Source organism: Sutcliffiella tianshenii (assembly GCF_016908565.1).
Classification (GTDB): Bacteria; Bacillota; Bacilli; order Bacillales; family Bacillaceae_I; genus Sutcliffiella_A; species Sutcliffiella_A tianshenii.
The window spans coordinates 539,706-562,467 of record NZ_JAFBED010000001.1 but is presented as its reverse complement, the minus strand read 5'-3'; the positions used below and the strand labels follow the sequence as shown (position 1 = coordinate 562,467).

Below are 22,762 nucleotides of genomic sequence, written 5' to 3'. Positions count from 1 at the left end.
TGTAAAAATTAGGAATAAAGTACGAAATATTACGTTTAGATAAAGAATTAAGCTTTTCCATATAAGAATTTAAAAATATCGTGTAAACTAATACTTAACGAAAATTTTAAGATTGGTAATAATTGTGTATAATGAAAATAACACTCTTGGAAACCAACCTCGCCTTGAAGGGAGACCTATATGGAAAAGTTAAAAATTCTTGGTGGCAATAAGTTAAATGGAACGGTGCGTGTAAGTGGTGCGAAAAACAGCGCGGTTGCACTGATTCCTGCAACAATCCTTGCAGATTCACCAGTAACAATCGAGGGTTTACCAAAAATATCAGATGTAGAAATCTTAAGCAGCCTACTTGAAGAGATTGGCGGCACAACAAATATGGACGGGGAGGACTTGACAGTCGACCCATCCCAGATGATCGCCATGCCTCTGCCTAGCGGAAAAGTGAAAAAGCTTCGCGCTTCCTATTATTTGATGGGGGCGATGCTCGGCAGATTCAAAAAAGCGGTGGTAGGTTTACCAGGTGGATGCCATCTTGGCCCAAGACCGATCGATCAGCATATCAAAGGTTTTGAAGCCTTAGGGGCAGAAGTAACGAATGAACAAGGTGCAATCTACTTGCGGGCAGATGAGCTCCGCGGCGCACGCATCTATCTCGATGTCGTCAGTGTTGGTGCAACCATCAACATCATGCTTGCTGCAGTAAAAGCAAAAGGCAGAACGATCATCGAAAATGCTGCAAAAGAGCCTGAAATCATCGATGTTGCTACCCTTTTGAGCAGCATGGGCGCAAAAATCAAGGGAGCAGGGACGGATGTGATCCGTATCGATGGAGTCGAAAGCCTTCATGGTTGCAAGCACACCATCATCCCTGACCGTATCGAAGCAGGTACATATATGATTATGGCAGCTGCAACCGGTGGAGAAATGATCATCGACAACGTCATCCCGACTCACATGGAGCCACTGATCGCAAAGCTGCGAGAAATGGGCGTACGCATCGACATCAATGACAACCAGGATCAGCTCTTGGTCGTACCAGGCGAAAAACTGAAGGCGGTCGACGTGAAAACGCTCGTCCACCCAGGATTCCCGACAGACCTGCAACAACCGATGACGACCCTTTTGACAAAAGCGGAAGGGACAAGCATCGTCACTGACACCATCTATTCTGCGCGATTCAAGCATGTGGATGAACTGCGACGCATGAATGCCCAGATCAAAGTCGAAGGGCGCTCAGCCATCATCAACGGCCCTGTCCAGCTGCAAGGCGCAAAGGTAAAAGCAAGCGACCTGCGTGCAGGTGCCGCACTTGTCATAGCCGGCCTATTGGCAGATGGACTGACCGAAGTGACAGGCCTCGAGCATATCGACCGCGGCTACAGCCATCTCGAAGAAAAACTCGAAGGACTTGGAGCCACAATCTGGCGCGAATCCATGACCGAAGAAGAAATCGAGCAGATGCAGAATTCGTAAGAAGTTTTAGCAATCTGCAGTTAGACAAAAGAGAACTTTCACAGGTCTACTAGCTGGTGATTGGAGCAATAGGCGAAGACTCCTGCGGGAGATAGCATTTAGTGGAGACCCCACAGGCGAAGCCGAGGAGGCTCCACAAACGCCCCGCGGAAAGCGCAGCCTAGTGCGGAAATCACCAGCGGTTTTAGAACTGTCTACCAAATAATAAAGCAGAACCCCCACCATCCCGGGAGTTCTGCTTTTTTCATGAAACCACTTTCTCTTTTCGTCAAATGTGATATACTATTAACGAAAAGTATATCACAATGCTATCATTTGCACGTGCAACTGGTAGTTTGACAATAAATTGCTAGATTCATAGTGAACAGAAGGAGTGGGAAGAATGGAAAGAAGTTTATCCATGGAATTAATTCGAGTAACAGAAGCGGCAGCTCTATCATCAGCACGTTGGATGGGTAGGGGCGACAAGGACAGTGCGGATGGAGCGGCTACCTCTGCGATGCGCGATGTATTTGACACCATTCCTATGAAAGGTACGGTTGTGATCGGTGAAGGGGAAATGGATGAGGCGCCGATGCTATATATCGGCGAGAAGCTTGGAACAGGATACGGGCCGCGTGTGGACGTTGCGGTTGACCCGTTAGAGGGAACGAGCATCGTGGCATCAGGAGGATGGAACGCACTTGCTGTTTTAGCGGTGGCGGATCACGGAAATCTCCTGCACGCACCAGATATGTATATGGACAAAATCGCAGTAGGTCCAGCAGCGGTCGGCAAAATCGATATCAACGCATCTGTTTTGGACAATTTGAAAGCAGTAGCGGAAGCGAAGAATAAAGAGATTGAAGACGTGGTGGCAGTCATCTTGAACAGACCGCGCCATGAAAAGATCATCTCCGAACTGAGAGAAGCAGGGGCGCGCATCAAGCTGATCGATGACGGCGATGTAGCTGCGGCAATTAACACGGCATTCGACCACACAGGTGTCGACATCCTGTTCGGTTCAGGCGGAGCACCTGAAGGCGTAATCGCTGCAGTTGCCCTTAAATGCCTCGGCGGAGAGATCCAAGGGAAGCTATTGCCGCAAAACGAAGAAGAGCTGCTTCGTTGCAAAAAGATGGGGATCGAAAACATTGACGCGGTACTGAGAATGGAAGACCTCGTTCGCGGGGATGATGCCATTTTTGCAGCAACGGGAGTGACAGATGGTGAGCTTCTCCGCGGTGTCCAGTTCAAAGGCACCAACGCAACGACTCATTCCGTGGTCATGAGGGCAAAATCCGGAACGGTGCGCTTCATCGATGGACAGCATAACATCAAGAAAAAACCTAATCTTGTTTTCAAACCATAAATTTCTTGAACCGTAAACGCGTATGCCGTTTACGGTTTTCCTCTATTTGATAGGTCAAAAAAACACAGGCTGTTACGAATTATTTAGGGCGTAGAGATTCTTTTCGACACTATTCGGGGGGATTGTGGAATATTCCCCAGAAAATAATAGAATGGCACTAAGCCTGTCTATAGAAAGTTGTTGCTTAAAAGTATGAAATGTGGGTAAAATATTATATGCTACGCGTTTTATGTTAAAATCTATCTTTTTCTTCCTAGCGATTCTTCTACAATTTCTTCAAAAGGAGAGTTTATCCCACATGTAAAACGGGAGTAAGTCCTCACCCTTTATCCAATTCATCCAATTTATCATGGTGCAGGAACTTACCTTAGATCCGACTGCCGGATTTCCCATCCTTCGAACTTATTTCAGCTTGAATCAGTTCTGGAAGACAAATGAACAATCTTTTTCCATTGATACTAAATAAAAGAATAGAGTGGTGTTTTCTTTTTATGGATTTGACTATTTCTCATTTAGAAAATTTAAAGCTTAAAGAACTATATGAATTTGCCCGTCAGCATAAAGTTTCCTACTACAGCAAACTGACGAAAAAAGAACTTATTTTTGCCATTTTAAAAGCACAGGCAGAAAAAGACGGCCTCCTTTTCATGGAAGGTGTATTGGAAGTGGTGCAATCTGAAGGGTTCGGTTTCCTGCGCCCGATCAACTACTCCCCAAGCTCCGAGGATATTTACATTTCGGCTTCCCAGATCCGTCGTTTCGACTTGAGAAACGGGGACAAGGTATCCGGGAAAGTGCGTCCTCCTAAGGAAAACGAGCGTTATTACGGACTTTTACATGTAGAAGCAGTCAATGGCGACGATCCGGAATCGGCAAAAGAGCGCGTCCATTTCCCTGCGTTGACTCCTTTATATCCGGACAGACAAATCGTCCTGGAAACAAAGCCTAAAGGCCTTTCCACACGCATCATGGACCTGATCGCACCTGTCGGATTCGGTCAGCGTGGATTGATTGTTGCACCGCCAAAAGCGGGTAAAACAATGCTCATCAAAGAGATCGCCAACAGCATTACAACCAACCATCCGGAAGCGGAATTGATCGTACTTCTGATCGACGAGCGTCCTGAGGAAGTGACGGACATCGAGCGTTCTGTTGCAGGAGACGTTGTAAGTTCCACATTTGATGAGGTACCGGAAAACCATATCAAGGTGGCAGAGCTTGTACTGGAGCGAGCACTTCGCCTTGTTGAGCATAAGCGCGATGTCATCATCCTGATGGACAGCATCACACGTCTTGCACGTGCCTATAACCTTGTCATCCCGCCAAGCGGACGTACGCTTTCCGGTGGTATCGACCCGGCTGCTTTCCACCGTCCGAAGCGTTTCTTCGGTGCAGCGCGTAATATCGAAGAGGGCGGAAGCTTGACGATCCTTGCGACGGCTCTTGTTGAAACGGGATCCCGTATGGATGACGTCATCTATGAGGAATTTAAAGGAACAGGGAACATGGAATTACACCTTGATCGCAACCTGGCCGAGCGCCGAATCTTCCCGGCGATCGATATCCGTCGTTCCGGAACCCGTAAAGAAGAACTTCTTATTCCTAAAGACCATCTGGACAAGCTATGGGCCATCCGCAAAACGATGTCCGACACCCCGGACTTTGCCGAAAAGCTCCTAAGACGCCTGCGCCAATCCAAGTCCAACCAGGAATTCTTCGACATGCTCGAAGAAGACCAAAAGGCAGGAACGGCGAAGCGATAGGAATTTAAAAAGGTAAATAATCTACATTACTTTGGCCCCTGTTGGTTGGAGTGTAAGACGTGAGACTCCTGCGGAAGTAGCGTGTCAAGGGAGACCCCACAGGCGCATTAGCGCCGAGGAGGCTCCCGAGGCCGCCCGCGGAAAGCGAACCCCTGGAGCGGAAACCAACAGGGGAGTTTGATGACTTCAACTAATCTTTGTGGAAAATATTGCGTGCCGATTTGGTAAATATAAGTCCAAAAGTAAGGTTGCAAAACCAAACATTACTTGATATAATTTCATCAGTGTGTTTTTAAGATAAATGATGTCGAACCTTGTTTGGTATCATTTGAAACCTAACTCTGTTTCGAAAGACTCAGGGCAAAAAGGAGATGAAAAGAATGAAAGCTGGAATTCATCCAAATTACCGTAAAGTTGTATTCATGGACATCAACACTAGTTTCAAATTCATCACTGGTTCTACGATGAAAACAAACGAAACTATCGAATGGGAAGACGGTACTACTTACCCTCTAATCAAAGTTGAGATCTCTTCTGATTCTCACCCATTCTACACTGGACGTCAGAAGCATGCTGCTGCTGATGGACGTGTTGAGCGTTTCAACAAAAAATACGGCCTTAAGTAATAAAGTAAAACAGGCAGGTTATCCTATATCTTGCCTGTTTTTTTTTACTTACCTTACATATTTCATGAAAATGTGCTTATGTCTCTTGCTAAAGACTAAGCACTTTTTATACGCTTATAAACAGAAGGGGGAGGCCGTGCATGTACGTAATGAAGCATTCGGGTTGGGTAGAAGTGATTTGTGGCAGTATGTTTTCTGGAAAATCAGAAGAACTAATTCGCCGCATGCGACGCTCCCAATTTGCCAAACAGAACATTCAAGTATTCAAACCAGCAATTGACAACCGTTATGCCGATGAGGCGGTGGTTTCTCATAATGGGACATCCATCATAGCGATGCCTGTTCCAACTTCAAAAGATATCCTCGATCAGGTGGAGGAAAAGACAGAAGTGGTGGGCATTGACGAAGTACAGTTTTTTGATGAGCATATTGTGGAAGTGATTCAGGAATTAGCAAACAGGGGCTACTGTGTAATAGCTGCAGGGCTTGACCAGGATTTCCGTGGAGAGCCATTCGGTAAGATGCCGGAGCTTTTGGCGATTGCTGAAACGGTGACAAAGCTGCAAGCGGTATGTGCTGTATGCGGATCACCTGCAAGCCGTACGCAACGTCTGATCAATGGAAAGCCAGCATGCTACGATGACCCAATTATTTTAGTCGGCGCTTCTGAATCTTATGAACCTCGCTGTCGTCATCATCATGAAGTTCCTCTACATGTGTCCGTGTTGCAAGAAGTGAAAAAATAACATTCTTTCCTATAATTTGTCCGAAAATATTTTGGAGAAGGGGATACGCTAAAGGCAGGAGGTGTTTGCATGAAACATGCAATCCTGGCAATAGTCGTATGCTCTTTTTTTATAGCTGGATGCGGGGCTGATAAAGACCTCACCGGCCAGCGCGAAGTGGAAAACGGTACAAGGCTGATCGGCGTCACCGACGACGATGGATCGTATGAAGAGCATAAGGATTCCAATGACTTCAATACAAACCAAAACCCAAATTTCCTCGATCTGACCGAAGAACGGCCCGATTACGGGGATGATCAGGAAAAATTCGCCGAGGTCATCACCTTGAACAGTGACCTCGAACCCGGCCCTGTCTCCATCACAGGCGACCATGCCCGGGTGACCGCTTACTCCAACGGTTCCCTGTCCAAAGAGGAAAAAGACAAGGTCGAGCGCACGCTGAAGCGTAAATTTATTGATGTGATGCCTAGATATCGGGTGCATTTGACCATCAAGGAACGTTGAGGGGCCACACCCTCGCAAGTGATCCGTCCGATTTTTATGGGCGGATTTTTTGTGTAGCGGTGATTTAGTGTTAGTGTGGTCGGTGGTCGAAATGTGGGGGTATTTGTCGATTCGTCGATATGTGGTCGGTTTTCGTGGATAAAAATTTATTTTCATTGATAAATAAAAATTCTCGTTGATATGTGCAACGTTTTCGTTGATATTTACAATTTTTCGTTAAAATACCTGTTGGTACCCATACAGGTAGGGGTATCACGCGATTATGTCGCATCTCTCCAAGATCCCGCGGCCGCCGTAAAAAGCACCACCACACCACATCGCGCTAAAACCCCCAACTTCCACTTATTTGATTTTGACGCACCACCTAACCTATACTATAATTAGAATGTTATAGGTAGAAAAATATTGATGCAAACCCGTATAGGTTTTGCACACATTACATAGAGGTGAATGCACGTGTTTGATCGTTTGCAGGCAGTGGAAATGCGTTACGATAAATTAACGGAGCTATTGAGTGACCCGGAAGTTATCAGTGATACGAAGAAGCTTCGCGAGTATTCGAAGGAACAGTCCGATATACAGGAAACCGTGGAAGCATACCGTGAATATAAGGATGTCAAAGAGCAGCTCGAAGGTGCGAAAGCGATGCTCGAGGACAAGATGGATGCGGACATGCGCGAAATGGTGAAAGAGGAGATTTCGGAGCTTGAGGAGCAGCAGGAAGCATTGGCGGAACGTCTGCATATCCTTCTTTTACCGAAGGATCCGAACGATGACAAGAACGTAATCATGGAGATCCGCGGCGCTGCAGGCGGGGACGAGGCTGCATTGTTCGCAGGGGACCTTTACCGCATGTACAGCCGTTATGCGGAAGCGCAGGGCTGGAAGACGGAAGTGATGGAGGCTGCATCGACTGGAGTCGGCGGTTATAAGGAGATCATCTTCATGATCACCGGTAAGGGTGCTTATTCCAAGCTGAAGTTCGAGAACGGCGCGCATCGTGTACAGCGTGTGCCTGAGACGGAATCCGGCGGGCGCATCCATACTTCCACAGCGACGGTTGCGGTATTGCCTGAGGCGGAGGAAGTGGAAATCGAGATCCATGACAAGGATATACGGGTGGACACATTTGCTTCCAGCGGACCTGGGGGACAGTCGGTAAATACGACGATGTCGGCAGTCCGTTTGACGCATATTCCGACGAACACGGTCGTTTCCTGTCAGGACGAGAAGTCGCAGATCAAGAATAAGGAAAAAGCGATGAAAGTACTTCGTGCACGTGTGTATGATAAGTTTCAACGTGAAGTCCAGGCCGAATATGATGCCAATCGTAAGCAGGCTGTCGGTACAGGGGACCGTTCCGAGCGTATCCGTACGTACAATTTCCCGCAGAACCGTGTTACAGATCACCGCATCGGCTTGACGATCCAGAAGCTCGACCAGATCCTGCAAGGTAAGCTTCAGGAAATCGTGGACGCTTTGATCATGGAAGACCAAGCGCTCAGAATGGAACAGATGGAGAAATGATGAAGGCTATGAAGGTATACGAAGCCCTGAACTGGGCTTCTTATTTTTTAAAAAAGAATGAGCGCGACGAGAATGCGGGAGAATTATTGTTGCGTCATCATATGAAGCTCGATCGGGCCCAGCTTTTCAGCCGGATGCAGGAAATGATGCCGATGGACACACAAAGCTCCTTCGTTTTCAATGTCCATAAGCATGCTGCAGGGATTCCGGTGCAGTATTTGATGGGTAAAGAGGAGTTTTACGGCCGCAGCTTTTTTGTAAGCGAAGAGGTGCTGATTCCAAGGCCGGAAACGGAGGAATTGGTTGTCGGCTTGCTGGATAGGGTGAAAAGGCATTTTGCCGATGCTACGGAAAAGTTGAGTGTGGTCGATGTCGGGACAGGCAGCGGTGCGATTGCGGTGACCTTGGCGCTTGAAAATAAAAACCTGAACGTGATGGCAACAGATATTGCCGGTGAATCGTTGGAGGTTGCCAAGGATAATGCGGAGGCGCTTGGTGCTGATGTGGAATTTTTGCAGGGTGATCTGCTGTTGCCGTTCATTGAGCAGGGCATCAAAGTGGATATAGTGGTGTCCAATCCGCCATATATTCCGGAAAAGGAATACGAAGGCTTATCGGTCGTGGTAAAGGACTTTGAGCCATACCGTGCGCTGGTCGGCGGTGTTTCCGGACTGGAATTTTACGAGCGTTTCATGGTGGAGTTGCCGCAGGTGTTGAAGGACCGTGCCATTGTTGCGTTTGAAGTGGGAATGGGACAAGGGGAAGCGGTGAAAAATCTGTTGCTGGAAACTTTCCCGGATGCCCGTGCGGAAGTGGTGCTCGATATCAACGGAAAAGATAGAATGGTATTTGCAGAATTAGGATGATTTTTAAAAGGAGATAAGGAGCGGCACCTTGCGACTTTTTGTGGGGCAAGGTGTTGATAGTTGAGCTTAAATGATTGCTCCTTCATCCATGTGGGGTCTGGCGAGGGTCAGGCCCCTATTTGTCTTTTCTTCCACATATCGGACGACAGATTGACGGATTTCTTCCTTCTGCTCCGCTTTTGCAAAGTTTATCAATTGAGACAGATTGGAATCATAAGAGATGCTGCGGTGATAATGGTGATAAAAAGCCTTGCCATTCATCCACCGGCCGCCTACTAGGATTTCGAAATCAATAGGAATGCTGATATGATTAAAAGCACTCTTCATTTCCCCAATGCGAAAAGATTCAATGTTGCACGTAAACGATCTCATCAGTACTTCTTCCTTTCCTCGAATTTAAACTAGTATCGTGTTCCGAAATAACGGGTGCACGTCCTATTTGTATACCCCGAAGCCAGAGCAGTAAAACCTCCAAACTATTAAACTAGTATCAGTTAAAAAAATTTCATTTTACTAGTTTAGGATGGTTCATTTCTGCCAAGACTGTTTCCTAGAGGGGAGAGGATTTGAGATGAGAACTTTAAAAAAGAATGTGATCTTTTTATATATAGTACTGATGTTTATGGGAGCGTATTTAACGGTGGCAGGGGAACAGGCCTCAGCCGGCTTGGAAGTGAAGAATGGCGCGATGGTCATTCCGGATGAGGCGATCAGGCTCCGCATATTGGCCAACAGTGATTCAGAAGAAGATCAGGAGCTGAAAAGGAAGATCCGCGACCGAGTGAATGAGGAAATCACAGTTTGGGTGGAAGGGCTCACTTCCATGGAGAATGCACGTGAAGTCATTCAGGGGAACATCCCGGAGATCGAGAAGATTGTAGAAGAAGTCATGGTGGCAGAAGGATTGGTTCAGGAGTATAATGTAGACTTCGGAAGAGTCGATTTCCCAACGAAGATGTACGGCAAATTCATCTATCCTGCCGGTGACTACGAAGCGATCCTGATCACACTTGGTGAAGGTACAGGAGCCAACTGGTGGTGCGTGCTGTTCCCGCCATTATGCTTCCTTGACTTCTCCAATGGGGAAGCGACCGCGACGCCTTTTGAAGAAGAAGAGACAGGAGCCAATGCAAAAGAAAGCAAGTCCAAAAAATCAGCAAGCATCCTTGAAAATGACACGGAAATGAACGTTACATCTGCATCCGCATCCGCATCCGCAGAGCCGCAGGAATTTGTCGTCGATGAAGAGCCGGAGGAAGTCGAAGTGAAATTCTTCGTATTCGAAGCTCTATCATCTCTATGGGAAAAAATCACCGCATAACTGTTCTACTTTTTCATCCACCTCAATAGAGTAGTAGTAGAAAAAATACTAGAAGAGGTGGATGAAATGAAAAAGTTACGCGAGGCAACAAAAGAGGATCAATGGGCGATGCAGGTCTTTTTAAGACAAGCAAATATTAGTACAATAGGGTTGGAAGAGAAAATCGAGGATTATATCATCCTGGAGGAAGAAGAAACAGGCATCTGCGGGACCATCGGGATTGAAAAAGTCGATAAGGATGGTCTGTTGCGCTCGCTTGTGATCGGTCCTTCCGTCAAACAGATGCATCTGCTGCAGATGTTCGAGCACACCCAGCAGCATGCCCGCCGAAAAGAACTCGACCGATTATTCCTGGTGACCAACAAGAACGACTACATACAATTCTTCGAGCTACTGGGCTTCTTTCCACAAGAAATCCACAACGTCCCGAAGAAAATCACCCAATCGCCGCACCTAAAAGAAACACTCGAACAACAAACCTGCACCTTTATGATGTGCAAACTATAAGAGTGGCCGCTTAAAGGAGGGGCAAGACCCCAATTGCTTTAGTGCGCTACCGCGGAGCGGGTCAGGCACTTGTTACTTTAGTGCGCTAATGCGGAGCGGGCCAGGCACCCCCTATGATATTCACAAAGTTATCCACCGAACACACATGCCTTATCCACAATTTGTGGATAAATATTGTGTTATGGAGGCAATTTGTTTATATTTGGTGCAATGAATCCTTTTCTATTCACATGTTGATAGATTGTAAAAAGAGGTAGATAAGATGTTGACGAAGAAATGGTCTGTGGATAACGCAGATCCTATGAAAATGAATTATCCACAGCTGAAAGAGGCGGCCGCACTTCTTCAACAGGAAGAGGTTGTGGCTTTTCCTACTGAAACGGTATATGGTCTTGGGGCGAATGCCTTGTCAGACCAGGCTGTACAAAAGATTTTTGAAGCGAAGGGACGTCCAGGCGATAACCCCTTGATTGTCCATATTACTAAAAAAGAACAACTCACAGGGCTTGTGGATAACCTTCCGCAAGTTGCGGAGAAATTGATGGATGCCTTCTGGCCAGGTCCGCTTACGCTTGTGTTGAAAAGTAAGGGGAGTGTTTCAAGGTACGTGACGGCAGGTCTTGATACAGTTGCGGTGCGAATGCCGGATCACCCGGTTGCCCTAGCGTTGATGGAAGTGGCGGGGCTACCGCTTGCTGCACCGAGTGCCAATCTTTCCGGAAAGCCGAGTCCGACAAGCGCCGCGCATGTGGACGAGGATCTGAACGGTAAAATCGCCGGAATCGTGGACGGCGGATCAACAGGGGTCGGCCTGGAATCAACGGTGGTGGACTGCACAACGGAGATCCCGGTCATTTTGCGTCCGGGCGGGGTGACAAAAGAACAGCTTGAAGCGGTCGTAGGAGAGGTCGGAGTCGATCCAGCCTTGACCTCGCAGGATCAGGCGCCAAAATCACCTGGCATGAAATACACCCATTACGCACCTGTTGCGCCGGTCTTTTTAGTGGAAGGCGGGTTGGATTTTCTAAAAAGTACGGTCCATAAAGCCCAGAACGACGGGAAAAAAGTCGGCTTGCTCGTGACGGAGGAGACGAAATCACAAATGGGTGAAGCGGGTGATGTGATGCTAGCCTGTGGAACACGAAGCGACTTATCCACAATCGCCACAAACTTATATGATGCACTCCGGGCGTTCAATGCGACCGATGTGGATATCATTTTCAGCGAAACCTTCCCGAAGAGCGGGATGGGGGCAGCGATCATGAACCGTCTCGAAAAGGCGGCAGGCCACAAAGTCATCAAAGAGAGGTAGGTTCCTTTAGCGGAACTTGCCTCTTTTTTTGCCTTCTATTCATCGTTCCCCCTGCATATCTTGGAAGTAGACAAGTCCTGGGAAGGGGTATGCGCTAAATGGCATTGATGTTTGGGGAATTGATGACGCTCTTTTTAATGGCAGTCGCATTAGGAATGGACGCATTTTCGGTGGGCCTTGGCATGGGGATGATCAAACTGAGATTGCGCCAGATCTTTTACATAGGAGTGACCATTGGGGTTTTTCATGTGGTGATGCCGCTTATCGGCATGAGTATCGGAAAATTGCTTTCCGATCAGTTCGGCTCGATCGCCACCTTGATAGGGGGATTGCTCCTCATCATGCTCGGTGTCCAAATGATGCTTTCCTCGTTCAAGAAAGAGGACGGCCCTCTGATCACCCCGGTCGGCATGGGGCTGATCATATTTGCCCTGAGCGTCAGCTTGGACAGCTTTTCGGTTGGCTTGAGCCTTGGGATTTACGGGGCGCGCACCCTGCTGACGATCCTCATGTTCGGTGCTGTCAGCATGCTGCTCACCTGGATGGGGTTATTTTTTGGCAGAAAGCTTCAGGGCTGGCTCGGCTCGTACAGCGAAGCGCTTGGCGGAAGCATTTTGCTTGGGTTTGGATTGAAGCTTTTATTTTTCACCTAACAGAGACCTTTCGCGGGTCTTTTTTTCATTTCTGGGTTAAAGGTTGGATGATGTTTGCCGAAATAAAACATGTAAACTATTTTTCTTCTCCGTCCTTTTGTCTATAATGGGGGTAAAAAGGAGGAGTGCGTCATGAATATATTGTTTGTATGCACAGGAAATACGTGCCGGAGCCCGATGGCAGAGGCAATTTTGGCCAGTAAAAAGCTAAAAGATGTGCAGGTCCGTTCTGCTGGGGTTTTTGCCATGCCGGGTAGCCTAGCCTCCTATCAGGCGCAGGAAGTGCTGAAGGAAAAAGGCATCCCATCCAGTCATGCGTCTTCACTGGTAACGGAAAAATCCATTGATTGGGCCGACTATATTTTGACGATGACAGGGCAGCACAGGGCGTTGGTGGAAGAACGCTTTCCAAAAGCTTTGGGCAAAACATTCTCCCTGAAGGAATTTGTCGGGAAAGATGGCGAGGTATCCGATCCTTTTGGCGGCAGTGTCCATACATATCGCAACACGTTTGAAGAATTGCAAGATTTGATCGAGTTGGTAATTAAAAAAATCATATAAAGAAACCTTGGTGATGCTTTCTTCCTTTCGGACTGCAGCAGCAAGGGAGGAGGAGCATGAGCATCATGGGGGAAAAACGAAAGTATAAGTTCGGATTGCGCTACAAGCTCGTTTTATTTGCGACAATCCTGGCTGCAATCACGTACACAGTAAGTGGGATTTTTATTTATGTAGTAGTCAATTACGTGGAAAATATCATAGATGCGAGTTTGTTCACGGTCCTTACACTCGTCCTTGGTGTGGCATGGTCCGGTATTCTCGCGTTCTTCGCTGCACGATTTATCACAAAGCCGCTGCAACAGCTTGAAGAAGTGGCGCAAAAGGTTGCGAATGGCGACCTGTCGGAAGATGTGCCTGTCACTAATTCCCGCGATGAAATCAGTGCAGTCGGTGACGCGTTCAATCTGATGCTTCACAATCTGCGTGAAATGGTAACATCGATCGACCAGCATTTCCAGCAGACGAATCGCAAGGTGGAAGAGATTTCCGACGTATCATTGCAAGCATCCGATCAAGCGGAAAGCATCTCCATGACCATTGAAGAAATTGCAAAAGGTGCCGAGAGCTCCGCGTCCTCGATCCAGGATACGGCAGAGTCGGTGGAAGAAGTGATCAAGATTGCGGACGAGGTGCATGAGAAGGCAACATCCTCCCAATCCTTATCTGAAGAAATGGTAAAAGACCTCGAAGAAAGCAAAGAGGTCATCCATAGCCTTGTTTCCGGGATTCAACGTCTTGCAGGGGAAAACAAGCAATCCCTCGATTCAGTGGAGCGCTTGGAAAAGCATGCAAAAGAAGTGGAGAATATCATCTCCCTTGTCGGCGACATCGCAGGCCAGACAAACCTGTTAGCGTTGAATGCTTCCATCGAAGCGGCACGAGCCGGTGAACATGGACGCGGGTTTGCAGTGGTGGCGGAAGAGGTTCGTTCCCTTGCGGATGAAAGTGCCAAGGCCGTTCAGGGCATTTCCGAACTGATCAAGAACATCCAGGAAGAAGTGAAAAATGTGGTCACCCAGATCACAAGCCAGGTAAAAGCGGCAAACGTGGAAGCGGAAAAAGGAACCGCCACGAACACCGTCATCGCTGAAATGACAGATTCCGTCCTTGAAGTGGCGGCAGCGGTCAAACAGATCGCAACCCTCGTCGACCAGCAGATGGACAGCATCCGCGTAACGGCACGACAATCCCAGGAAGTCGCAGCCATCGCAGAAGAAACATCAGCCGGAGCCGAAGAAGTGACCGCCACCACCCAAGAACAAGCAAGCATGATCGCAAATGTGGAGAAAATCTCACAGGAGCTTGCGGCACAGGCGAGCGAGCTGAAGCGTACGATCTCGAAGTTCCGGGTGTAGGTTTTCGGGGGCGGGCCCGTTGTACCGTCCGCCAGGTAGAAGTCGAAGGGAACATTCTCTTCGGCTTCTTTTTTTGTCTATGTGGAGCGGAGCGGCGGCTCTGTTTCGTGTGTGAATTGTAAGTTTTTGTAAAGTTGACAGAATATCAGGTGAAGTGGATAGATTAAGGCTTAAAGTGGATAGATTAATTCAAAAAGTCGATAGATTATTGGGTGATTTGGACAGAATAAGGCTCATTTTCGACAGAAACAGTAGTTCGCGACACTCTAGCTTGCGGAAAAGCTGCCCTAAAAAGCCCGAAAACGGCACTCCGACCCACTAAGATAAGTGTGGCACTTTTCAAAACAGGTAATTGATCTCTTTTTAATTAGAATCTCGAGAAAATCCAACCACAACAATGGATTTTTTCACAGAGCAAGGGTAAGATGTACATATAATAAATCTTCAATTTTGGAGGATGAAAAGATGAGAGTGGCAATCGCGTCAGATCATGGCGGAATCAATATCCGTGAAGAGATTAAAGGACTTTTAAAAGAGTTGAATATAGAGTTTGAAGACTTTGGCTGTGAATGTGAGACATCCGTGGATTATCCGGATTATGCATTGCCTGTTGCAGAAAAAGTGGCAAATGGCGAATTCGACCGCGGCATCCTTGTTTGCGGAACCGGGATCGGCATGTCGATTGCGGCAAACAAAGTGAAGGGCATCCGCTGTGCGTTGGTGCATGATCTGTTCAGTGCAAAAGCGACACGTGAGCATAACGACAGCAACGTCTTGGCAATGGGAGAGCGCGTAATCGGACCTGGACTCGCGCGTGAGATCGCAAAAGTTTGGCTGACTACGGAATATGAAGGCGGCCGCCATGCGAACCGAGTACAAAAGATCCACAATATCGAAAAATGATGAGGAGCCCATGGGTGTCAGAGGATAGGGACATTCGTGGGCTTATTTTTTATCCGAGAGGTGAAAGGAGAGGAGTTTCATGAACAATGAGTGGAAAGAGCAATTAGCTCAGGCGCTCGCCGACCTGCAGGCCCAGGCATCCTTGCGGAGTGGGCAGGTGCTTGTGATCGGGTGTAGCACGAGTGAAGTGATCGGAGAAAAAATAGGCACAGCCGGGACGGAAAACGTTGCGGAAACGATTTTTGCGGCCCTGGCGGAATTCCGTACCAGCACTGGTGTCGAGCTTGCTTTTCAATGCTGTGAACATTTGAACAGGGCGCTTGTCGTAGAGCGGGCTACAGCAGAACGGCTCCACCTCGATGAAGTGACCGTCATCCCCGTTCGCCAGGCTGGAGGCGCCATGGCATCCCATGCCTATCATCAATTTGACGACGCGGTCATGGTCGAGTACATCAGGGCAGACGCCGGCATCGACATCGGCGACACCCTCATCGGCATGCACATCAAGCATGTCGCGGTCCCGGTAAGGAGCAAAATTAAATCCATCGGCGAAGCACACGTCACCATGGCGAAAACAAGGCCAAAGCTGATCGGCGGGGCGCGTGCGGTGTATTCGGGGACAGGTCCCTTGTTCCACTCATAATCGTTCAATTCTGAAAGGCTCCCAGAAGTGTAACGGGTTCGGTTTTAAGTTAGAAAAATTAAATCAGAAATATAATTAGGACTCTAATTCGTATATGAATTGGAGTTCTTTTATATGTTTATATATAGGCATTTTACTAACATTATTATCTAAATTCGTTTAAAAACGAGCAAGAGTTGGGACTCCTGCACAACGGGTAGGAATTGCAGACAAGGAATTTAAAATAAAGGACATGATCTATATGCAGTAGCTGAAGACAAATTCTTCAGCTACTGAAATTATGATAAAATATTTAGATATTCCGTAATAGTAGGTGTGGAGGTAAAAGAATGCTAAAAGAACACCCTCAATATATTTTTCGTATTGATGAACGACCAGAATTTGTTAATGATTTAGCCGATATAGATGAAAATCCCACTGAGTTGTTAATCCGAGGAAAAACAAAAAATATTGAAAGGTTGAAATCTTTTTCTAACCTGACGAAATTGTGGATTTACACAGTGAACCAAAAGGAATTCAATACTATTTTGAGCTTAGTTAATCCCAAAATGCTCCATATGTATGAACTGAGAGTAGAAGATTTATCAATAATGAGTTCTCTTAAAGAAGTTGAGGTATTGGCACTTGAATGGAATACAAAGGCACAAAGTTTATGGGATTTATCCAAAAACACTTCTTTAAAATCTTTATCAATAACAGACTTTTCAAAGTTGAATGATATAACCCCTTTGCAAAAAAACACTGGATTAGAATTGTTGCAATTGTCAGGCGGGATTTGGAATTCATTAGATTTAAATTCTCTTCAACCTTTAAGATACCTCAAGAATTTAAAATATCTGGGCTTATCAAATATAAAAGTTAAGGACGAGTCTTTAGAGCCAATATCGGAATTAGAGGGGCTCAAGGAACTTGAAATTTCGAACCAATTCCCGACAGAAGAATATGCTAGGTTATCCGTCACCCTTCCAAATACTAAGTGTGATTGTTTTGAACCATACATCTTTTTATCAAGTCCTATTGAAGATAAAGATGTGATGGTTGTAGGAAAACGAAAACCGTTTTTAAATTCAAAAGTTGATGTGAAAAAGTTACAAAAATACGAAGAACAATTCAAAGTGTACCAAGAAAAGTATAAAAATTAACTTAAAAAGCAATGGAAAATCAATTCCATTGCTTTTCTAGTGCAAATTTAATGTTAATACCGATTCAAAACTTAATGCTAAATGGTGTTCTAATTGATATTTTTTACGTTCAAAACCGAACCCGTTACCAGAAGTGGAGCCTTTTTTCGATTTTTGGGAGTGGGACAGAGGGACGCGGGACCTGTCCCTCTGTCCCACGCTTCGGACCGACCCCATGGGCAACATCGGGACAACGGACCTGTCCCCATGTCCCAAACCGAAAGTTTTTCACAGTAAGCGCTGTCAATCTTCCTTTTCTGTTTCTATTGTGTGTACACCGTGATAAAATGATAGAGGTAAAGGTTGAAAAACCGAATGAGAAGCTTATTAATATAATTTAGGATGTTACTATCTAAAGGGGGATACCGGAGTGAAGTTAGCGCAACAGGATCAACAAGTGTTTCAATCGATTCAAGATGAGTTAGGAAGACAGCGTACGAAGATTGAGCTGATTGCATCAGAGAACTTTGTGAGTGAAGCGGTAATGGAGGCGCAGGGTTCTGTGCTTACCAACAAGTATGCAGAAGGATACCCAGGCCGTCGTTATTATGGTGGATGTGAACACGTGGACGTGGCAGAGAATATCGCCCGCGATCGCGCGAAGGAAATCTTCGGGGCGGAGCATGTGAACGTTCAGCCGCACTCTGGTGCCCAAGCGAACATGGCCGTCTATTTTACAATCCTTGAGCAAGGCGATACGGTCCTTGGGATGAATCTTTCCCATGGCGGTCACTTGACGCACGGTAGCCCTGTTAACTTTAGTGGAATTCAATATAATTTTGTAGAGTATGGAGTGGACAAGGATACCCATACGATCAACTATGAAGATGTAGCGGAAAAAGCGAGACAGCACAAGCCGAAGCTTATTGTGGCTGGAGCGAGCGCGTACCCTCGTGTCATCGACTTTGCAAAATTCCGTGAGATCGCGGACGAAGTGGGAGCATACCTGATGGTCGATATGGCGCATATCGCCGGCCTGGTTGCAGCTGGCTTGCATCCAAACCCGGTTCCTTATGCAGATTTCGTGACGACTACGACGCATAAAACATTGCGCGGTCCTCGCGGCGGGATGATCCTTTGCCGTGAAGAGTGGGCGAAAAAGATTGATAAATCCATTTTCCCTGGAATCCAAGGCGGTCCTTTAATGCATGTAATCGCAGCTAAAGCGGTGGCATTCGGTGAGGCATTGCAGCCTTCATTCAAGGAATATGCGCAAAAGATCATCGACAATGCCGGCCGTCTGGCAGAAGCGCTGAAAAAGGAAGGTTTGTCCCTTGTTTCCGACGGAACGGACAACCATCTTCTATTGGTTGATGTAAAATCCTTGAACATCACTGGTAAAATCGCGGAGAAGGTATTGGACGAAGTGGGAATCACAGTAAACAAGAACACGATTCCATTCGACACGGAAAGCCCGTTTGTAACTAGCGGAATCCGTATCGGTACTGCTGCCGTAACAAGCCGGGGATTTGGCCTCGAAGACATGGATGAGATTGCGTCACTGATTGCTTTCACGCTGAAAAATCATGAGGACGAAGCGAAGCTTGAAGAAGTGAAGTCCCGTGTAGAAGCACTTTCTGGAAAATACGAATTGTATCCTTCACTAGGATAATAGCTTTACGGATGAGGTCTGATGTTAGACCTCTTCTTTTTGCGTAAAAAAACGAAAGATTAACTTGAATCAGCATCCCTTTTTATGTAGAATCAATGGAAGTGTGATTACGAAGCCAGGCCACAAGCCGGCTTATGAAACCAATTAAAAAGGAGAGATTTCGAATGGCAAAAGTGTACGTCTTTGATCATCCATTAATTCAGCACAAACTTACATACATCCGAGACAAGAATACTGGTACGAAGGAATTTCGTGAACTGGTTGATGAAGTAGCAAGTTTAATGGCATTCGAGATTACCCGTGATCTTCCGCTTGAGGAAGTAGAAATTGAAACTCCTGTATCTGTTTCAAAATCCAACGTTCTTGCAGGTAAGAAGCTGGGGATCATCCCTATCCTTCGCGCAGGCCTTGGAATGGTGGAAGGGATGCTGAAGCTGATCCCGGCTGCAAAAGTTGGACATGTCGGCTTATATCGCGACCCTGAAACATTACAACCGGTTGAATACTATGTAAAATTACCTTCTGATGTGGAAGAGAGAGACTTCATCGTTGTGGATCCAATGCTTGCAACAGGCGGTTCTGCAGTAGAAGCGATCAACTCCCTGAAAAAGCGCGGCGCCAAGAACATCAAGTTCATGTGCCTCATCGCATCACCGGAAGGCGTCGAAGTCGTAAAAGACGCACACCCTGACGTAGACATCTACATCGCAGCCCTCGACGAAAAGCTCAACGAAAAAGGCTACATCGTACCAGGACTAGGCGACGCTGGAGATAGATTGTACGGAACAAAGTAATAGGGGCCTGACCCTCACTGCTTTAAAGCATTAAAATTCAGGGGCCTGACCCTCAGCACTGTGAAGCGTTAAACAGTGGTGGGGGTCGGGCTTTTTTTACGATTAGTTTAGAATAAAAAAGGTGAATCCGCACATCTGCTGCAGCTTCACCTTTTGGTTATTCAACGATATTTTTTACAATGACAAGTGACAGGCTTTCAGCCATCTCCTGATATGTGGCATCATTCGGATGGAAGAGGTCACTGGACAGGTCTCGTTTAGCATCTGTGACCAGATTGAAGGTATCCACTACTTGAACCCTGTATTTCAAGCCTAAATCCCGAGCGGACTCATTCCATTTTTGGATGACGGAATCAAATGAATCACCGTTGGGCGATTGCTTGAAAGGATTATACAGTCCCATGTAGACGATGACGGCATTCGGATTGGTTTCACGAATGCTTTTGAATGTCTTCTCCAGATTAGGAATTTCAGTCTCCACGATGCTAAGGGCGGTTTTCTCTGAATATTTCTCCAGTATCTCCCCGCTGTTAAATAGGTTATTGCCACCAATGGTGATGGAGATTATTTTGGCTTCTTTAAGAGATCTCTCGACTTCCTTCTGTTCGAGCTGCGTTAATAAATCTTCAATTCTGGCGCCTCGCACACCAAGGTTTTGAAAGCGATCGACCGTATTCTTTTCTTTCAGCTCATTCCCGGCCAGGGAGACAAAACCTTCTCCTTTCGACGAGCCGACGCCCCTTGTCAAGGAATCTCCAAGGGCGACATATGTATCGCCGGGTGTTTCAGGACTTTCTTCTGTTTTCTCCAAAATATTTCCACGGGGCGGGCTGGTAACATCCATATATGCACTGGCAAGTCCATATCCAAACAGAACTGTCAGGGCGAGGGATAGAGTGAAAAATAAAGGCCACTTCCATTTTTTCATGTTTTTACCTCTCTTTCTAAAGTGATTGTAACAATTTATTTCTCAAATGGAGTATTAAAAAGAGTCATTGTTTGAAAATTTAGTTAGAATAGAACAGAACAGGGGTGAAGATATGAGCGTTAAGCCAACAGTACAATTGGAAAATGTAACGAAAATCATTGGAAAGAAAACGATTATAAATAATATATCATTTGATATTTATCCAGGCGAAGTCTTTGGATTCCTGGGTCCGAATGGGGCCGGGAAAACCACGACGATCCGGATGCTTGTCGGGCTCATTAAGCCAACGTCCGGTAAGATTCACGTGTGCGGCTTTGATGTCAGAAAGCAATTCGTTCAGGCGATGCGGCGCCTTGGTTCGATCGTCGAAAATCCGGAGCTGTATAAATATTTAAGCGGCCGCGAAAACCTGCAGATGTTTGCGCGGATGCTGCCTGATGTGGATGAAGAACGGATACAGGAGGTCATCGATCTGGTCGATCTGACTGCGCGAATCGATGATCAGGTGCGTACCTATTCTTTAGGGATGCGGCAGCGGCTTGGAATCGCCCAGGCATTGCTGGGCCGGCCGGATGTGCTGATACTGGATGAACCAACAAATGGACTGGATCCGATGGGAATCAAGGATCTTCGCCTATTTATCAGAAAGCTGGTCGATGAAACGGGCCTTTCGGTTCTCGTATCCAGTCATATATTAAGTGAAATCGAATTGCTGGCGGATCGCGTGGCTATTATGAGCCATGGAAAAATCGTAAAGGTCGGCAGTGTGAGCGATCTGGTTGGTGCACTTTCCGCAGGTGTGGACTGGAGAGTGAGTGATTCTTTTCGTGCGCTTGACATTTTTCAGGAATCCCCGCATGTCCAGGCGGCAGAGCTGTACGATGATCATACGATACATACACTGATGGACGAAAGCAAAACCTCGATCCTGAATGAAGCCCTAATGAAAGCGGGCATTGAGGTATGGACGATTGAAAGGAAAGTGCAGACCTTGGAGGATCTATTTATCAGTTTGACAGGAGGCGATCATATTGTCTAATCCTAATATGGTTGGCCTGATTCGCAATGAAGTGATGAAGATTGCTTCCAAAAAGCGCCTCGCGGTTGTCGGCGTTATATTAGTCATTCTAGTGTCGATGTTTACATACGCCCAATACCGGGAGATACAGGACAAAATCGAAAAGCAAGGCACGCTGGATTGGCGGGTGGATCTTCAGCAGGAAATTGTCGACCGGCAAAATCGGCTGGCATCGAGCGGAATTCAGGACGAGTTCAGACAGTTCCTCGAATTTGACCTGAAGCAAAAGCAGTATTATCTGGACAACGATATCAACCCTAACTATCCAGGAGCCCCTACGTTTATCCGCATCTTTTTATCACAGGGAGTCTCGCTTGTCCTGCCCCTGTTCATTATCATTATCATGGCGGATATTGTGAGCGGGGAATACAATGATGGCACGATCAAAACATTATTGTCCCGGCCGGTTAAGCGATGGAGGATCCTGATGGCCAAATGGCTGACGGTTTTGCTGTATACCTCCATGGTGATGGCAGTAACCGTGATTGTCTGTTATGGGATTTCAGGGATCATCCTCGGATATGACGGCTGGACCGCACCTATCTTAACCGGATTTCAAGCTTCTGCATCTGGTGAGTTTTCAACTGAGTACATTCACACCCTCCCGATGTGGGAATACCTGCTGATGTCAGCCGGGCTTGCGTGGGTGGTAACAGCGGTCGTTGGAACGATAAGCCTGATGATCTCCGTCCTGGTGAAAAATACAGCGACGGGGATTGGGGCCATGATGGCTGTGTTAATCGCAGGCACTCTTCTGTCTACTATCGGCTCAAGCTGGACGAGCTCCAAATACCTGGTTAACTTGAACTTTGATCTTATTAACTACCTGGAAGGCCAGGCCCCGCCGATTGAAGGTATGTCCCTGCCGTTTTCGCTGACAGTGCTTGGGGTTTGGACGGCAGGCTGCCTGGCTGTGGCGTTTTGGAGTTTTACACAGAAGGATGTGTATTGAGATCCTGGTGGACAATGAAATTTGTTATTCGTTCATTGATATGATTTTTGTAGAGGTATGTTGTAGGTTGTTCCTTCACATGCATATTTCCCACCCATAAGCGAAT

Annotated in this window: 23 protein-coding genes; 21 read left to right on the top strand and 2 right to left on the bottom strand. The window is 46.7% G+C overall.

Going from position 1 to position 22,762, the window contains the following annotated elements; all coding sequences use genetic code 11:
- The first annotated feature begins 180 nt into the window (after positions 1–180).
- The 8 genes from JOC95_RS02465 (at position 181) to prmC (ending at position 8,856) form a co-directional block, all read left to right on the top strand.
- Positions 181–1,473 (top strand): UDP-N-acetylglucosamine 1-carboxyvinyltransferase, encoded by a 1,293-nt coding sequence (locus JOC95_RS02465; protein ID WP_204413062.1) that lies wholly within the window; start codon positions 181–183, stop codon positions 1,471–1,473.
- Positions 1,474–1,855: 382 nt separating this feature from the next.
- Positions 1,856–2,824, top strand: a complete 969-nt coding sequence (gene glpX / locus JOC95_RS02460) for a class II fructose-bisphosphatase (protein ID WP_204413056.1) — start codon at positions 1,856–1,858, stop codon at positions 2,822–2,824.
- Positions 2,825–3,315: 491 nt separating this feature from the next.
- The gene (gene rho / locus JOC95_RS02455) at positions 3,316–4,587 is read left to right on the top strand and encodes a transcription termination factor Rho (protein ID WP_204413055.1); all 1,272 of its coding nucleotides are present in this window, start codon (positions 3,316–3,318) and stop codon (positions 4,585–4,587) included.
- 380 nt (positions 4,588–4,967) lie between these two features.
- The gene (locus tag JOC95_RS02450; RefSeq protein ID WP_204413054.1) at positions 4,968–5,213 is read left to right on the top strand and encodes a type B 50S ribosomal protein L31; all 246 of its coding nucleotides are present in this window, start codon (positions 4,968–4,970) and stop codon (positions 5,211–5,213) included.
- A 140-nt stretch (positions 5,214–5,353) separates the two neighbouring features.
- Entirely contained in the window at positions 5,354–5,959 is a 606-nt protein-coding gene (locus JOC95_RS02445) for a thymidine kinase (RefSeq protein ID WP_204413048.1), read from the top strand.
- Between the two features lie 69 nt (positions 5,960–6,028).
- Positions 6,029–6,463 (top strand): hypothetical protein, encoded by a 435-nt coding sequence (locus tag JOC95_RS02440; protein ID WP_204413046.1) that lies wholly within the window; start codon positions 6,029–6,031, stop codon positions 6,461–6,463.
- A 456-nt stretch (positions 6,464–6,919) separates the two neighbouring features.
- Entirely contained in the window at positions 6,920–7,990 is a 1,071-nt protein-coding gene (gene prfA / locus JOC95_RS02435) for a peptide chain release factor 1 (protein WP_204413044.1), read from the top strand.
- Between the two features lie 8 nt (positions 7,991–7,998).
- Positions 7,999–8,856 (top strand): peptide chain release factor N(5)-glutamine methyltransferase, encoded by an 858-nt coding sequence (gene prmC, locus JOC95_RS02430; RefSeq protein ID WP_204413437.1) that lies wholly within the window; start codon positions 7,999–8,001, stop codon positions 8,854–8,856.
- 66 nt (positions 8,857–8,922) lie between these two features.
- Here prmC and JOC95_RS02425 read toward each other — a convergent pair whose 3' ends face one another.
- Complete coding sequence (locus tag JOC95_RS02425; RefSeq protein WP_204413043.1) at positions 8,923–9,228, bottom strand: hypothetical protein; 306 nt, start codon at positions 9,226–9,228, stop codon at positions 8,923–8,925.
- 199 nt (positions 9,229–9,427) lie between these two features.
- Here JOC95_RS02425 and spoIIR point away from each other — a divergent pair, with 199 nt between their 5' ends.
- The 11 genes from spoIIR to upp all read left to right on the top strand — a co-directional run bounded on the left by spoIIR (position 9,428) and on the right by upp (position 19,698).
- The gene (gene spoIIR / locus JOC95_RS02420; RefSeq protein ID WP_204413042.1) at positions 9,428–10,177 is read left to right on the top strand and encodes a stage II sporulation protein R; all 750 of its coding nucleotides are present in this window, start codon (positions 9,428–9,430) and stop codon (positions 10,175–10,177) included.
- 66 nt (positions 10,178–10,243) lie between these two features.
- On the top strand, positions 10,244–10,684 hold the full coding sequence (locus JOC95_RS02415) for a GNAT family N-acetyltransferase (RefSeq protein WP_204413038.1): 441 nt from the start codon (positions 10,244–10,246) through the stop codon (positions 10,682–10,684).
- A gap of 262 nt (positions 10,685–10,946) precedes the next feature.
- Positions 10,947–11,996 (top strand): L-threonylcarbamoyladenylate synthase, encoded by a 1,050-nt coding sequence (locus tag JOC95_RS02410; RefSeq protein ID WP_204413037.1) that lies wholly within the window; start codon positions 10,947–10,949, stop codon positions 11,994–11,996.
- A 98-nt stretch (positions 11,997–12,094) separates the two neighbouring features.
- A complete protein-coding gene (locus tag JOC95_RS02405) occupies positions 12,095–12,649 on the top strand; it encodes a manganese efflux pump MntP (RefSeq protein ID WP_204413031.1) in 555 nt (184 codons plus the stop codon).
- Between the two features lie 132 nt (positions 12,650–12,781).
- On the top strand, positions 12,782–13,210 hold the full coding sequence (locus JOC95_RS02400) for a low molecular weight protein arginine phosphatase (protein ID WP_204413029.1): 429 nt from the start codon (positions 12,782–12,784) through the stop codon (positions 13,208–13,210).
- 65 nt (positions 13,211–13,275) lie between these two features.
- A complete protein-coding gene (locus JOC95_RS02395) occupies positions 13,276–14,565 on the top strand; it encodes a methyl-accepting chemotaxis protein (protein ID WP_204413435.1) in 1,290 nt (429 codons plus the stop codon).
- Between the two features lie 465 nt (positions 14,566–15,030).
- A complete protein-coding gene (rpiB, locus tag JOC95_RS02390; RefSeq protein ID WP_204413027.1) occupies positions 15,031–15,468 on the top strand; it encodes a ribose 5-phosphate isomerase B in 438 nt (145 codons plus the stop codon).
- A gap of 79 nt (positions 15,469–15,547) precedes the next feature.
- The gene (locus JOC95_RS02385) at positions 15,548–16,111 is read left to right on the top strand and encodes a TIGR01440 family protein (RefSeq protein WP_204413025.1); all 564 of its coding nucleotides are present in this window, start codon (positions 15,548–15,550) and stop codon (positions 16,109–16,111) included.
- A 329-nt stretch (positions 16,112–16,440) separates the two neighbouring features.
- Positions 16,441–17,253 carry a leucine-rich repeat domain-containing protein gene (locus JOC95_RS02380; protein ID WP_204413023.1) on the top strand — a complete coding sequence of 271 codons (813 nt, stop codon included), beginning with the start codon at positions 16,441–16,443 and terminating at the stop codon, positions 17,251–17,253.
- Between the two features lie 409 nt (positions 17,254–17,662).
- The gene (locus JOC95_RS02375; RefSeq protein WP_204413022.1) at positions 17,663–18,904 is read left to right on the top strand and encodes a serine hydroxymethyltransferase; all 1,242 of its coding nucleotides are present in this window, start codon (positions 17,663–17,665) and stop codon (positions 18,902–18,904) included.
- Between the two features lie 164 nt (positions 18,905–19,068).
- On the top strand, positions 19,069–19,698 hold the full coding sequence (upp, locus tag JOC95_RS02370; protein WP_204413021.1) for a uracil phosphoribosyltransferase: 630 nt from the start codon (positions 19,069–19,071) through the stop codon (positions 19,696–19,698).
- A gap of 157 nt (positions 19,699–19,855) precedes the next feature.
- On the opposite strand, the gene JOC95_RS02365 is transcribed toward upp, so the two are convergent.
- Complete coding sequence (locus JOC95_RS02365; protein ID WP_204413020.1) at positions 19,856–20,626, bottom strand: SGNH/GDSL hydrolase family protein; 771 nt, start codon at positions 20,624–20,626, stop codon at positions 19,856–19,858.
- A 112-nt stretch (positions 20,627–20,738) separates the two neighbouring features.
- Here JOC95_RS02365 and JOC95_RS02360 point away from each other — a divergent pair, with 112 nt between their 5' ends.
- Together JOC95_RS02360 and JOC95_RS02355 are read left to right on the top strand one after the other, a co-directional pair.
- A complete protein-coding gene (locus tag JOC95_RS02360; RefSeq protein ID WP_204413019.1) occupies positions 20,739–21,665 on the top strand; it encodes an ABC transporter ATP-binding protein in 927 nt (308 codons plus the stop codon).
- The gene (locus tag JOC95_RS02355) at positions 21,658–22,656 is read left to right on the top strand and encodes an ABC transporter permease (RefSeq protein WP_224839747.1); all 999 of its coding nucleotides are present in this window, start codon (positions 21,658–21,660) and stop codon (positions 22,654–22,656) included. Before JOC95_RS02360 ends, JOC95_RS02355 begins: the two co-directional genes overlap by 8 nt.
- Positions 22,657–22,762: the final 106 nt, after the last annotated feature.